The sequence below is a fragment of the Streptomyces sp. NBC_00289 genome (assembly GCF_041435115.1).
GTDB lineage: Bacteria > Actinomycetota > Actinomycetes > Streptomycetales > Streptomycetaceae > Streptomyces.
In genome coordinates this window covers 829,604-842,078 of sequence record NZ_CP108046.1, presented here as the reverse complement: position 1 = coordinate 842,078, position 12,475 = coordinate 829,604, and the positions used below count along the sequence as shown (strand labels likewise).

Genomic DNA, 12,475 nt, shown 5'->3' with positions numbered 1-12,475 from the left:
CGTGTTCGATGCTGGCATGACAGGTACGGCTTCAGTGTTGTTGTCGGCGGCTATCCGGCATCACGGACCGAGTGTTGTCAGTAGGGCCTGTCAGGATGCGGCCATGGAGTCTTCGGAGATCGTTGAAGCGTTGTGGGACCGCATGCAGGCCCGGGACTGGGAGGGGCTGGGTGAGTTGCTGGCCGATGACCTGGTGGTGGAGTGGCCCGTGAGTGGAGAGCGGATCGTGGGTCGCGACAACTTCGTTCGCATCAACGCGGAGTATCCGGAGGGGTGGTCGATCCGGGTGCTGCGGATCGTGGCGGATGGCGAGGCAGTGGTCTCTGAGGTGGAGGTCCCGCACGACGCCATGGGGGTCCACCGCGTGGCGTCGTTCTGGACCGTTCGGGACGGAAAGATCGTTGGTGGGCGGGAGTACTGGACCGAGCTGGGTACGGACCCGTCGCCGGAATGGCGGGCTGCGTACGTGCAGCGGATGTAGACCGCTCGCGTTGGCCGTCCGTGCGCCTGTCGTAAGACGGCTACCGGTCCTACGGTGCCCGTATGGGCAGGGACGGTGGCCCCCGGCTGCGGCTGGTTGTGGTCGCGGAGCAGGATGTTGGGCTGCGGTCGTGCCGGGGCTGCGGTGGGCCGTTGATGCCGTCGGCGAAGGCCACGGCGGTGTTCTGTGAGGCGGCCTGCCGCTCCAGGCACTGGCGGCGGATGCGTCGAGCGAGGACAAGGACCGAGGCGGTGAAGGCCGGCCGGACGGCCGGCTGCCCTGTGCGGGATGTGACACAGGCACTCAGAACGTCAGGACCAGCCGGCCCCGCACGCCGCCCGCAGCGAGGAGCCGATGCGCTTCGACGGCCTGTTCCGCCGGGAACGTCTTGGCCACCCGGAGTGTGACGCGGCCCTCCTCCACCTGCTGCCGGAGCTGGTCGAGCTTGGCGTGCTCCCGGGCGTATCCGAAGACGACGACCGGCTCGAAGACGACGCCTCGCTCGCCGGGGCCGTCGAAGCCGCGCAGCGTCACCACCCGGCCGCCGTCGCGGACCGCCCGAGCGGTGAGAGCGCCGAGCCCGGCGCCGTCGACGAGTCCGTCGACGCCTTCGGGGACTTCCGCGCATACACGGTCCGGGTACTCGGCACCGCGGCGCAGTACGACGTCGGCACCAAGTTCCCTGAGCAGCGTCTCGTCCTGTTCCGAGGCGTCGGCCACCACCCGCAATCCGTCCGCCTTGGCCAGTTGCACGGTGTACCCGCCGACCGCACCGGCCGCGCCGGTGACCGCGATGATCTGCCCGGGATCCAGATCGAGCGTGTCCAGCGCCAGGCGGGCGGCCAGGCCGTTCATCGGCAGGGACGCGGCCTGCGCGTCGGTCGCAGTGTAGGGAACGTGCACGACCGACTCCGCCGGTACCACGACCTGTTCGCAATACGCGCCGTGCGAGCCGCTGGGGACCACGATCGCCATCACGCGGTCGCCGACCCTCACGTGCGTGTCCGCGCCCGGGCCTATCTGGTCCACGACGCCGACGGCGTCCATGCCGGGAACGAACGGCGGCTGGACGTCCGGCGGTCCGGAGGGCCCGCCGCGCTGCAGGGCGTCGATCGCGTTGACGGTCGCTGCGTGCACCCGGATACGGACCTCGCCCGGACCGGCCTCGGGGGTGGGCAGCTCCAGGACCCGAAGCACCTCCGGCCCGCCGAATTCCGTGAAACCTACGGCCTTCATTCGAATTACCTCATTGCTCGGCATGCGGTCATTGAGGTGTCCAACCTTTCTGCCTGGCGCGCGCCGGAAAAGGGGAAAGTTCGTGGCGGGGATACGGGTATAGGGGGGAGAGATCTCTCCCCCCACGGCGCTGGATGGGGACCGGAGGCGCGATCATCCGGAACGCGGAAACGACGAGCGGAGCCGGGCGTCATGCTGGTCTTCGGCCGAGGCGAAGGGATCGTCCCGTGCTGCGGCCGCCGCGAACGCGAATCCCGGCGGCGACCGTCACCACGTACACGGTCGAGGGGAGCCGGGAGCTGCCCGGAGATGGTCTTCCCGCCCAACAGTGGTTGCTGACCGCAGTGATGGGGGGAGAGGTTCAGGACACGGTGTCGGACGCCGTTCGCTTCTGGTCCGTGGCCCAGGAGGCCAGGAGACGCAGTCCGTCGTGGGAAGGGGAGCCGGGTGCCGCGGTCCACACGATGATGTGCTGCTCGGGGTCCGTGGCACAGGTGAGCGTGTCCCAGTCGAGCGTGAGCTCGCCCACCGCCGGGTGACGAAGCTTCTTGGTGCCCTTGCCCCGTGCCGCGACGTCGTGCTCGGCCCACCACTGCCGGAACTGGGCGTCGCGGGCGGAGAGTTCCTCGACCAGGGCGGCGAGGAGCCGGTCGCCGGGGTAGCGCGCGCTTTCCATACGCAACTGGACGATGGCCAGACGGGTGACCTCCTCCCAGTCGGCGTACAGCTCGCGCATCCAGGGTTCGGTGAACAGCAACCGGAGGAACACACGTTCCTGCTCAGGGAATCGCCCGAAGTCGGTCCAGAGCGCTGCGGCGAGCTCGTTCCAGGCCAGGATGTCGGTCCGCCGGCCGATGACGAAGGCGGGAGTGCCGGTGAGATTGTCCAGTATGCGCTGCAGCTGGGTATCCGCCTGCTGGCGGTCGCCGGAGATGGGCGTGCGCACCGATTCCTTGGCCGCGAGGTCGAACAGGTAGGTTCGCTGGTCCTCGTTCAGGCGGAGCACCTGGGCGATCTCGTTCAGGAGGGGCGTCGACGCCTGGAGACGGCCCTGCTCGATCCGCGCGTAGTACTCGGTGCTGATCGCGGCCAGGAGAGCCACCTCTTCGCGGCGCAGACCACGCACACGCCGCCGTTGCCCGCCGCGCAGTCCGACCTCGGAGGGGCTGAGCTCAGCACGGCGGGCCTTGAGGAATTCACCCAGCTCGTTCAGATGCGGGTTGCGGCTCATGGTCTTCAGCCTTCCACAGAGGGCCCGGTGCTGTGAGGGGGAGAGACCCTGCCTACGTCGGCCTGGGCCGGCGTAGGGAAAGCATACGGTTTCGATCTGTACGGCCGCGAGCGCCATGACACGGTGGCCCAGCACGCAGGAGTGCGTACTGGGCCACCAAACGATCCACACAGCTGTGGCGTCAGCTCAGTGCCTTGAGCACCTCTTGGGCCAGCGGAGTCGCCGAGCCCGGGTTCTGGCCGGTGAACAGGGTGCGGTCGACCTCGAGGTGCGGGGTGAACGGATCGGCTTCGCGGTAGTCCGCCCCGAGATCGTTGACGAGGCGGTCCTGCAGCAGCCACTTCGCGCGGTCCGCGAGACCGTTCTGCTTCTCCTCGGCGTTGGAGAGGCCGGTCAGGCGGTAGCCGGTGAACGGGGACGTCCCGTCGGGGCCGATGGTGGCCAGCAGGGCGGCGGGGCCGTGGCACACCAGGGACACCGGCTTGCCCGAGGCGAGCCACTCGGTGAGCAGCTTCCCGGACTCGGCGTTGTCGGGGAGGTCCTCCATCGGGCCCCAGCCGCCGGGGTAGAAGACGGCGTCGTAGTCGTCGACGCGCACGTCCTCGATGCGCAGCGGCTGCGCCAGCTCGGTCGCCTCACGCAGCGTGGTCCGCATGCGCTCCGCGCCTTCCTCGCCGCCGTTGAAGTCCGGGGTGAGGCTGAGCGCGTCTGCCGTGGGCGGTACTCCGCCGGGTGTCGCCGTGGCGATCTCGTAGCCGGCCTTCTTGAAGACCTGGTACGGGCCGAGGGCTTCCTCGGCCCAGAAGCCGGCCGGCTGCCGGGTTCCGTCGGCCAGCGTCCAGTGGTCGGACGCGGTGATCACGAAGAGGATCTTCGCCATGGGTAATCTCCCGGTGATGGTGTCAGCAGTTCAGGGCTTCTTGGAGGAGGTGGCTGTCGGCGGCCTGCCGCATCCGTGCGAGCTTGCCTTCGCGGATGGTCCACAGGTGGATGAACCGGACGTCGGCCTTGTTCCCGCTCTTCGTCTCGGCGTGGTAATGCCCGTACACGAAGACGTGGTTGTCGTCGGCTCCGTAGAACTCCTCGGCCACCGCGCCGAAGGACTCGTAGCTCGGCATCATCACGCCGAAGAAGTCCTGTGCCACGTTGTCCCAGCCGTGGTAGACGCCGCTGTTCGGGAATCCCGGAGTGATGTCCCAGACGAGGTCGGGGGCCATGACTTCCTTGGTGACCTCGGGCGCCATTCCGGAGTCGTACAGCCGGCGGACGAGGGCGACGTTCGGGGAGTCGGACATGGTGCGCTCCTTGCGGGTGGGTGCAGTGGAGAGGGGATACGGGAAAGGGAGCCTCGTGATCAGGTGGCGAGGGCGATCCGCCCGGCGCAGAAGTCCGTGGCCTGTCGCGTGACGTGCGCACCGAGGTGCTCCGTGTGGCGATGTCCGGGGTGGCGACCACTTCCGGGCTCACTGCCCGTGGTGGATGCCCATCCCGGCTGCGGCCCCAGGACGATCCAGTGCATGCCGTGCCGCGGCGATGCTGGTGACGTAGCTCAGAGTGGACGATTTGTCGCCGTTCTTGGCGGCGAAGAGGATCGCGTCCGTTGCGCCGCGCGCCACGGCTTCTGCGATGACGGCTGTGTGCCGTAGCCCGAATAAAAGGCATCGGCGACCGTGGGGCGTCCGGAAGGGGACATGGTGGCAGGGCTCCTCGAATGTCATGCTCGTGCGTCAGCAAGCTTTGCATTGGAAGAGCGCGGTGTGAGGGGGAAGGATTTTTCCCCTGCACGCCATTCTCCGGGTTACCGAACCCCCTCGGAGGCCGAGGGAAAGGCATGGGCCTCGGGAAAATTGCGAGTGCCGCACTCGTTTCCACAACGGAAGGCGAGATTCCGAGCCGGGCGCCATCCCTCCCGGTCACCGGAGGCGACAGGTGAACGAGAGGGTCTTTCAGGCGACGTAACCGCTTCCGAGGTACGGAATTGCGGTGCCCTTGGGGCGACGGTGCCGTACGCCTTGGGACGACGGTGCCGCAGCCGCCGCCGTTCACAGACTCTGACCGATGTCCCGCGCGGATGCCAGCAAGGGTCGGGACAACTCCGCCAGGCTCGCGCGCGTGCATCGGACCGACGGAGCCGCAACCGCCACGGCCGCCACTGCGGTGCCCGTGCGGTCGCGCACGCATGCGCCGACGGCATGCACCCCGCGTTCGCTCTCCTGCAGATTGATCGCGTAGCCGGTCCGTCGCACCGACACCAGCTCGTTGAACAGGCGCTCCACGTCGTCGGAGGCGTCGGCCCGCCCGCCGGGGAGCCCGTTGGGGTAGAGGGCGCGCAGCCGGTCGGCCGGCAGCGCGGCGAGCAGGGTCTTGCCGCCTGAGGTGACGTGGGCGGGCAGGAGGGTGCCGGTGCGATAGCTGACGCGCAGTGCCTGGGGGCCCTCCACGCCGTCCAGGAAGCGGGCTGCGTTGCCTTCGAGCACCATCAGGTGGGTCGTCTCGCGGACGGCGTCCGCCAGCCGTTGCAGGTGAGGGTGGGCGATGGTGATCAGGTCCGGGGGAGGGGCGGCCTGGCTTCCCCTGATCGCCTGGAGAGCCGGGCCCGGCCGGTACACCTTGTGGCGGTCCTGCGCCGCGAATCCCTCGCACCGGCACAGCCAGGGAGCCTTCCGGTTCGTGCTCGAAGGCGAAGGCGTGTGGACCAACGTCGACGGGGACGCGGTCGCCATGCGGCGCGGTGACCTGCTGCTCACACCGAGCTGGGCCTTCCACGAGCACCAGAACGTCACCGACGAGCCGATGGCCTGGCTCGACGGCCTCGACATCCCGCTCTTCTCCAAACTCGACGGCGGTTTCTTCGAGTTCGGCCCCGACCAGCTTTCCACCCGCGAAACACCCGAGCGCTCGCGCGGCGAACGGCTGTGGGGGCAGCCCGGACTGCGCCCGATCAGCCGGCCTGACCAGCCCAACTCCCCGCTGAACGCCTACCGCTGGGAACACACCGACGCCGCCCTGACCGCCCAGCTGGAACTGCAGGACGAAGGCGTACCCGGCGTGATCGAGTCCGGGCACGCCGGAGTCCGCTTCTCCAACCCCACCACCGGCAAGGACGCCCTGGTCACGATGCGCACCGAGATGCGCCGACTGCGGGCCGGCACACAGACCGTCCCGGTGCGCACGGTCGGCTCCGCGGTCTGGCAGGTGTTCGAGGGCGAGGCGGTCGCCCACGTCGGCGACAAGGTCTTCGAGATCGCCAAGGGCGACCTGTTCGTCGTCCCGTCCTGGTGCGAGGTCTCACTGTCCGCCCGTACCCAGGTCGACCTTTTCCGTTTCAGCGACGAGCCCGTCTACGAGGCCCTGGGCCTCGCCCGCACCTCCCGAGGAGAACAGCAGTGAAGCTCGCCACGATCCGTGTCAACGGCACGACCCGCGCCGTCCGCGTTGACGAGGACAAGGCCGTCGACCTCGGCGAGAGCGACCTGGTGGCCTTCCTGCGCCACACCGACTGGGCGGCGCGCGCCGCGGACGCCGACGGCGACACCTACGAAGGCGCCCTGGACTACGCCCCCGTGGTCGTCGCCCCGGAGAAGGTCGTATGCGTCGGCCTCAACTACCGCACCCACATACTGGAGATGGGCCGCGAACTCCCCTCGCACCCCACACTGTTCTCCAAGTTCGCGCGGGCGCTGGTCGGCGCGTACGACGACGTGACCCTGCCCGCCTCCTCCACACAGATGGACTGGGAAGCCGAACTTGGCGTCGTCATCGGGGCCGAGGTCCGGCACGCCGACACCGAGCAGGCACGGGCCGCGATCGCCGGGTACACCGTGCTCAACGATGTCACCGCCCGCGACTGGCTGTACCGCACCGATCCCGCGCTGATGCGTAGGAGCTGACGTGGCCCCGTCGGCCGGCAGCCGGCTGTCGAGCGGACCCGTGAGCGACGGCACGGGCCCCAGACGAAGGAACGCGCCGATCACGGCGGAACCGGACAGCGTGGTGTCAACCGGCGTCGTCAGGTGCTGCAGCGGAGGTTGATCAATGCTGTCCGCCGGCGGGAGAAGGAGTACGTGCATGACCGCCAGGCAACAGCCGGCTCATCAAGCACGTACCACTCAGGGCATGAAGCTTCCATGAAGCCAGTGACTGCTACCGGGAGTCCTGCGGTGCGTCGGCAGGGTGCAGCGTGGTGAGCCATTGGGCCACGACGGCGTCGATGAAGGCGTCGGTGACCTGGCCGCGGTCGAGGAAGAGCCTGGCGAGGACGGGCCCGTACAGCAGGGTGAACTCGTCGTCGCTGATCTGGACGCCTGCGGGCTCCAGCAGCTTGTTGAAGCCGGCGTAGCGGTCTTCGCCGATGCGGACGAGTGCCCGGGCGCTGTCGGGGTCGTGGTCGGCCTGGGCGGTGACCGCCAGGGCCGCGGCTCGCACGGCCGGCACGCTGACGCCGGCGCGCAGGCTCTTCAGCCAGGCGGTGGCCACCTCGCGCACGTCGCTGCCCGGTTCGGGGTAGGTGCCGAGGTCGGGGCCTTCGAGGACGAGGTCGAAGAGAAGCGCGGCTCGGGTGGGCCAGTGACGGTAGAGCGTCTGGCGGGTGACGTCTGACCGCTCGGCCAGCAGGGCGTAAGTCAGCCCGGCTGGTCCGACCTGAGGCAGCAGTTCTCGCGCGACGGCCAGCACGCGGTTGCGGGTGCGCTGCACGCGTGGGTTGCTCTGGGTCGGCTGTCGGCGGTGGAGGGGCTGCTTCATGCCGCCACCCTACCGGCACATCATACGGCGCGTGTGATTGACATCACAGGCCCGAATCATACATGCCGTGTGATAGACCTGGGGAAGTAATCACACGCACTGGATGATTCCTGTGTGTCGGCGCATTCGAAAGGCAGACCGCCATGTCACCTCGCAACCTGACCGCACCCACGTTCGCCCGCACTCGCCTCGGCTCCGGCCCCGGCCTGCTCCTCGCCCACGGCGCCGGCAGCAGCCTGGCCGGCACCTACGGCCCCGTCCTGGAAACCCTCGCCGCCCGCCACACCGTCGTCGGCATCGACTACCCCGGCAGCGGCGACACCCCCCGCTCCACCACCCCGCTGTCCGTCGACGACCTCGCCGACCAGCTCGTCGCCGCCGCCGACGCAGAGGGCATCGACCACTTCGCCGTGTCCGGCTACTCCCTCGGCGGCCCGATCGCCATCCGAGCAGCCGCCCGCCACCCCGAACGCGTCACCGCACTCGTGCTGACCGCAGCCTTCCCCCACCGCGACAACCGGCTCGCACTCGCCTCCTCGATCCAGAGCAAGATCGCCGCATCCGGCGACCGCGAACTGCTCGCCGAATTCCTGCTCATGATGGCCCTCGGCACCCAGGCACTGGAGTCGATGCCGGCCGAGCAGCTACGGCAGACCCTCGGCTACACCGCCGCCTCCATCGCCGACGGCAGCGCCGAGCAGACCGACCTCGTCGGCCACGTCGACGTCCGCGACGACCTCCCTAACATCACCATCCCCACCCTGGTCATCTCGACCACCGACGACCGGCTCACCTCCACCGCCCTGCACCGCCAGCTCGCCAAAACCGTCCCCGGCGCCCAACTCGCGGAAATCGCCACCGGCCACCTGCCGATGCTGGAGCGGACCGACGAGTGGCTGCGGCTCATCACCGACTTCCTCGACAAGCACCACGCCTGAACGCACCCCAGGGGCGGGGCACAACGTCCTGGCCCCTCACCCCGGACCGCCCATCGACCACAACTCGCCACACGCGAGTTCTTGGAGGAATCATGCTCAACTTCGGCCACCTCGACGCGTCCACCCACTTCCGCGACCAGCAGAAGGAGGAGACCGGACCAGTCACCATCATCAACACGTTCGTGGCCCCAGAAGGCAAGGAGGACGAGGTGCTGGCCGCCTGGACGGACGACGCGGAATACATGAAGAAGTCGGGGAGCCTGCTCTCGGTGCAGCTGTACCGGGGCATCGGCGGCAGCCGGCTCTTCACCAACGTCGCGGTCTGGAAATCCACCGGGCACCTCCGCGCAGCGCTCGGCACGCCGGAGTTCGCCTCCCACCTGGAGCAGTATCCCTCCGGCACCGTCGCCTACCCGCACCTGTACCAGAAGTTCGCTGTCGAGGGCGTCTGCGAAGGGGAGTGACGACCGCTTCCGGTGTTTCCCGGCTACGCAGGCGGCCGAGAAGCCGGCGGCCAATGAGCGGCAGCTGCGCGGGTGGCGTACAAGGTCATGGACGAGAACGGGCTGCGACGGGTGCCCTTGTACGACGCTCACGCGAGCTGCTTCACGTACCTGGCGAACAACGGGGGGCCGGACCACCTGCCGGCCCGGTAGCTGGGCACCCCTAGCTAGTCTGCTTCGCGAGACATGTTCTCCGGGAAGTGGCAGGCCACAAGGTGTCCTCGCTTGAGCTCTCTGAGCGGCGGTTCCTGCGTCCGGCAGATGTCCTGGGCCTTCCAGCAGCGGGTGTGGAAGCGGCACGCGGGCGGTGGGTTCACGGGCGAGGGCACGTCGCCCGTGAGGAGGATCCGTTCGCGATTGGTGCGGCGCTCGGGGTTCGGGACGGGGACCGCAGACATGAGGGCCACTGTGTAGGGGTGCATGGGCCCGCTGTACAGCGACTCCCTGCCGCCGATCTCCACCACCTTTCCCAGGTACATCACCGCCACCCGCGTGGAGACATGTCGGATGACCGACAGGTCGTGCGCGATGATCACGTAGGTGAGGCCCAGCTCCTCCTGAAGATCGTCCAGCAGGTTGACCACCTGGGCCTGGATGGAGACGTCCAGCGCCGATACCGGCTCGTCTGCCACGATCATCTTCGGCCGCAGCGCCAGCGCCCTGGCCACGCCGATGCGTTGCCGCTGGCCGCCGGAGAACTCGTGCGGGTAGCGGTTGTAGTGCTCGGGGCTGAGCCCGCACAGTTCCAGCAGGTCCTGGACGGCGCGTTTTACTCCCTCCTCGGTCTTCACCTTCTGCAGCCGGAAGGGGTAGCCGACGATCGTGCCGACGGTGTGCCGGGGGTTGAGGGAGGAGTACGGGTCCTGGAAGATCATCTGGATGTCTTTGCGCAGGGGCCGCATCGCGCCGGGCGACAGGTGCGTGATGTCGCGTCCCTCGAACTCGATCTTTCCTGCCGTGGGCTCGAGGAGCCGGATGATCAGCCGTCCGGTCGTGGTCTTGCCGCAGCCCGACTCGCCGACCACGCCCAGCGTCTCCCCGGGCGCCACGCTGAAGTCGATGCCGTCCACCGCCCGCACCGCGCCGACCTGACGGCGCAGCAGGCCCTGGGTGATGGGAAAGTGCTTCACCAGCCCCTGGACGTTCAGCAGGGCCTCCTGATCGGTGGTCTGCGTCGGTCCCATGAGTCCTCCACCTCCTCAGCCCGGCCTCACAGCCGGGGCGCCACTTCCTTGGCGAAGATCCGGCGCCGTTCCTCGGGCAGCAGATGGCAGGCCACGAGATGGCCGGTGCCTGACGCGTCGGTCAACTCGGGCACTTCCGTGAGGGACTTGTCGCCATTGCGGTCGGCAAAGGGGCAGCGCGGATGGAACGCGCATCCCCGCGGCAGTCTGATCAGGCTCGGCGGATTCCCGGCGATCGGGATCAGCCGCGCCTGCATTTCGCGGTCCATGCGCGGCATGGAGCCCAGCAGGCCCCAGGTGTAGGGATGCTCGGGCGCCGTGAAGAGCTGCTTGGCCTCGCCCGTCTCCACACATTTGCCGGCGTACATCACCAGGATGTCGTCAGCCAACTCGGCCACCACTCCCAGGTCGTGAGTGATGATGATCACTGCGGAACCGAACTGCTCCTGGAGCTCGCGGATGAGGTCCAGGATCTGCGCCTGGACTGTGACGTCGAGTGCTGTCGTCGGCTCGTCCGCGATCAGCAGCGAGGGGTTGTTGACCAGAGCCATGGCGATCATGGCGCGTTGGCGCATGCCGCCGGAGAACTGGTGCGGATAGTCGTCGACACGGGTGGCGGGCTGCGGGATGCCCACCCGTTCGAGCATCTCCACCGCCCGTAGGCGGGCCTCCTTGCGGCTCGCTTTCGGGTGGTGCACCCGGTAGGCCTCGGTGATCTGGGCGCCGATGGTATAGAAGGGGTGCATCGCGGTCAGTGGGTCCTGGAAGATCATCGCCATCTTGTGGCCCCGCAGGTGCTGTACCCGGTCGGGAGGGGCGGAGACGAGCTCTTCGCCGTCCAGCCAGATCTCGCCGGAGATCTTGGCCTTGACGGTGCGGTGAAGGCCCATGATTCCCAGCGAGGTCACCGATTTCCCGGAGCCCGACTCGCCCACGATGCCCAGGGTCCGGCCGCGCTCGAGTTCGAAGGAGATGCCGTCCACGGCCCTGACCAGGCCGTCGTCGGTGTCGAAGTGGATGCGTAGGTCGCGTATGCGGAGAAAGCCGGTACCGGAAGGCGTTCCGTGGCCGGCCTCCACCTCACCGATGGGCGCCCCCACCGGCGGCTTTTCGCGAGGTTTCCGGTTCATCAGTACCTCACCCGGGGGTCGACGGCGACGTAGAGCACATCCACCACGAGGTTGGCCACGACGATGAAGAAGGCGGCCAGCGCGGTTACGGCCATGATCTTCGGCAGGTCGTTGTCGTTGATCGCCTGCACCGCGTACTGCCCGACTCCGGGCAGCGAGAAGGCGGTTTCGGTGAGTACGGCGCCGCCGAGCAGCAGACCGATGTCGAGGCCGAAGATCGTGATGATCGGGGTGAGCGCGGAGCGCAGACCGTGCTTGACGACCACCGTCCGCTCGCTGAGGCCCTTGGCCCGCGCGGTGCGGATGTAGTCCTCGCTCATCGTCTCCAGCATGCCTGCCCGAGTGAGCCGGGCGTACAGCGCCGAGTACAAGAAGGCGAGGGTGACCCATGGCAGTACCAGATTCTTCGCCCACATCAGCGGGTCCGAGGTGAAGGGCACGTACTGCAGGTTCGGGAAGATCGGCCACTTGTAGCTGAACAGTGCGAGGGAAACCAGCGCGGTGAAGAAGATCGGCAGCGAGACGCCAGCCAGCGCGATCCCCATGGAGAGTCGGTCGAAGATCGAGCCGCGCTTGAGCGCCGACAGCACGCCGATCGACACGCCGCTGACCAGCCAGATGATCGCCGCCCCTATGGTCAGTGACAGCGTCACGGGGATGCGTTCGGTGATCTGTGGCCAGACCGGCAGGTGGCTCTTGAACGAGTAACCGAAGCACGGCACCTGGCAGTAGGAGGCGTCCGGTCCGTAATGGAACGTGCGGCCGGCGAAGATCCCGTGCACGAACTGCCAGTACTGCGTATAGAGCGGCTGGTCGAAGCCCAGGTTCTTCTGGACGGCGGTCAGTGCCTCAGGACTGGGATCGCGGCCGACGTACTGCGCCGCCAACTGGGTGCTGGTCTCGCCGGCCAGCCGGGGCACCAGGAAGAAGATCGCGAAGGTCATGGCCGTCACGACGAACAGCAGGATCACCGCAGCCGCTACTCGGCGAATGATGTACGCACTCACGGTCGGGCGGCGGGGCCCCGGC

Annotated in this window: 14 protein-coding genes; 5 read left to right on the top strand and 9 right to left on the bottom strand. The window is 68.3% G+C overall.

The genetic code is table 11. The features are described 5' to 3' along the window. Positions 1-103: 103 nt before the first annotated feature. Positions 104-481 carry a nuclear transport factor 2 family protein gene (locus tag OG985_RS04465; protein ID WP_371666888.1) on the top strand — a complete coding sequence of 126 codons (378 nt, stop codon included), beginning with the start codon at positions 104-106 and terminating at the stop codon, positions 479-481. A gap of 303 nt (positions 482-784) precedes the next feature. Here OG985_RS04465 and OG985_RS04460 read toward each other — a convergent pair whose 3' ends face one another. From OG985_RS04460 to OG985_RS04440, 5 genes are all read right to left on the bottom strand, one after another. Then, positions 785-1,717: a zinc-binding alcohol dehydrogenase family protein gene (locus tag OG985_RS04460; protein ID WP_371666887.1), complete on the bottom strand. Its 933-nt coding sequence runs from the start codon at positions 1,715-1,717 to the stop codon at positions 785-787. Positions 1,718-2,078: 361 nt separating this feature from the next. Next, positions 2,079-2,948, bottom strand: coding sequence for a helix-turn-helix domain-containing protein (locus OG985_RS04455; protein WP_371666886.1), 870 nt, complete (start codon positions 2,946-2,948; stop codon positions 2,079-2,081). Positions 2,949-3,129: 181 nt separating this feature from the next. Continuing rightward, positions 3,130-3,828, bottom strand: coding sequence for a type 1 glutamine amidotransferase domain-containing protein (locus OG985_RS04450; protein WP_371666885.1), 699 nt, complete (start codon positions 3,826-3,828; stop codon positions 3,130-3,132). 22 nt (positions 3,829-3,850) lie between these two features. Further along, on the bottom strand, positions 3,851-4,243 hold the full coding sequence (locus tag OG985_RS04445; RefSeq protein ID WP_371666884.1) for a nuclear transport factor 2 family protein: 393 nt from the start codon (positions 4,241-4,243) through the stop codon (positions 3,851-3,853). A gap of 747 nt (positions 4,244-4,990) precedes the next feature. Then, entirely contained in the window at positions 4,991-5,557 is a 567-nt protein-coding gene (locus OG985_RS04440; protein ID WP_371666883.1) for an IclR family transcriptional regulator, read from the bottom strand. A 61-nt stretch (positions 5,558-5,618) separates the two neighbouring features. Here OG985_RS04440 and OG985_RS04435 point away from each other — a divergent pair, with 61 nt between their 5' ends. Continuing rightward, the gene (locus OG985_RS04435; protein WP_371666882.1) at positions 5,619-6,338 is read left to right on the top strand and encodes a cupin domain-containing protein; all 720 of its coding nucleotides are present in this window, start codon (positions 5,619-5,621) and stop codon (positions 6,336-6,338) included. Further along, positions 6,335-6,838: a fumarylacetoacetate hydrolase family protein gene (locus OG985_RS04430; RefSeq protein WP_371666881.1), complete on the top strand. Its 504-nt coding sequence runs from the start codon at positions 6,335-6,337 to the stop codon at positions 6,836-6,838. Before OG985_RS04435 ends, OG985_RS04430 begins: the two co-directional genes overlap by 4 nt. A 253-nt stretch (positions 6,839-7,091) precedes the next feature. Here OG985_RS04430 and OG985_RS04425 read toward each other — a convergent pair whose 3' ends face one another. Next, positions 7,092-7,691, bottom strand: coding sequence for a TetR/AcrR family transcriptional regulator (locus OG985_RS04425; protein ID WP_371666880.1), 600 nt, complete (start codon positions 7,689-7,691; stop codon positions 7,092-7,094). A gap of 143 nt (positions 7,692-7,834) precedes the next feature. Between OG985_RS04425 and OG985_RS04420 the strand changes: the two genes are divergently transcribed. Beyond that, the gene (locus OG985_RS04420) at positions 7,835-8,629 is read left to right on the top strand and encodes an alpha/beta fold hydrolase (RefSeq protein ID WP_371666879.1); all 795 of its coding nucleotides are present in this window, start codon (positions 7,835-7,837) and stop codon (positions 8,627-8,629) included. A gap of 92 nt (positions 8,630-8,721) precedes the next feature. Beyond that, a complete protein-coding gene (locus OG985_RS04415; RefSeq protein ID WP_371666878.1) occupies positions 8,722-9,093 on the top strand; it encodes an antibiotic biosynthesis monooxygenase in 372 nt (123 codons plus the stop codon). Between the two features lie 206 nt (positions 9,094-9,299). On the opposite strand, the gene OG985_RS04410 is transcribed toward OG985_RS04415, so the two are convergent. From OG985_RS04410 to OG985_RS04400, 3 genes are read right to left on the bottom strand one after another with little or no spacing between them, the layout of a single operon-like run. After that, positions 9,300-10,316, bottom strand: a complete 1,017-nt coding sequence (locus tag OG985_RS04410; RefSeq protein ID WP_371666877.1) for an ABC transporter ATP-binding protein — start codon at positions 10,314-10,316, stop codon at positions 9,300-9,302. Positions 10,317-10,342: 26 nt separating this feature from the next. Next, positions 10,343-11,446 carry an ABC transporter ATP-binding protein gene (locus tag OG985_RS04405; RefSeq protein WP_371666876.1) on the bottom strand — a complete coding sequence of 368 codons (1,104 nt, stop codon included), beginning with the start codon at positions 11,444-11,446 and terminating at the stop codon, positions 10,343-10,345. Further along, positions 11,446-12,453 (bottom strand): ABC transporter permease, encoded by a 1,008-nt coding sequence (locus tag OG985_RS04400; RefSeq protein ID WP_371666875.1) that lies wholly within the window; start codon positions 12,451-12,453, stop codon positions 11,446-11,448. The genes OG985_RS04405 and OG985_RS04400 overlap by 1 nt, the downstream gene beginning before the upstream one ends. Positions 12,454-12,475 lie beyond the last annotated feature (22 nt).

Excerpts from the sequence above, each read along its gene's own strand:
- OG985_RS04425 (WP_371666880.1), bottom strand. The coding sequence starts at position 7,691 with ATGAAGCAGCCCCTCCACCGCCGACAGCCGACCCAGAGCAACCCACGC.
- OG985_RS04445 (WP_371666884.1), bottom strand. The coding sequence starts at position 4,243 with ATGTCCGACTCCCCGAACGTCGCCCTCGTCCGCCGGCTGTACGACTCC.
- OG985_RS04420 (WP_371666879.1), top strand. The coding sequence starts at position 7,835 with ATGTCACCTCGCAACCTGACCGCACCCACGTTCGCCCGCACTCGCCTC.
- OG985_RS04455 (WP_371666886.1), bottom strand. The coding sequence starts at position 2,948 with ATGAGCCGCAACCCGCATCTGAACGAGCTGGGTGAATTCCTCAAGGCC.
- OG985_RS04410 (WP_371666877.1), bottom strand. The coding sequence starts at position 10,316 with ATGGGACCGACGCAGACCACCGATCAGGAGGCCCTGCTGAACGTCCAG.
- OG985_RS04465 (WP_371666888.1), top strand. The coding sequence starts at position 104 with ATGGAGTCTTCGGAGATCGTTGAAGCGTTGTGGGACCGCATGCAGGCC.
- OG985_RS04415 (WP_371666878.1), top strand. The coding sequence starts at position 8,722 with ATGCTCAACTTCGGCCACCTCGACGCGTCCACCCACTTCCGCGACCAG.
- OG985_RS04450 (WP_371666885.1), bottom strand. The coding sequence starts at position 3,828 with ATGGCGAAGATCCTCTTCGTGATCACCGCGTCCGACCACTGGACGCTG.
- OG985_RS04460 (WP_371666887.1), bottom strand. The coding sequence starts at position 1,717 with ATGAAGGCCGTAGGTTTCACGGAATTCGGCGGGCCGGAGGTGCTTCGG.
- OG985_RS04405 (WP_371666876.1), bottom strand. The coding sequence starts at position 11,446 with ATGAACCGGAAACCTCGCGAAAAGCCGCCGGTGGGGGCGCCCATCGGT.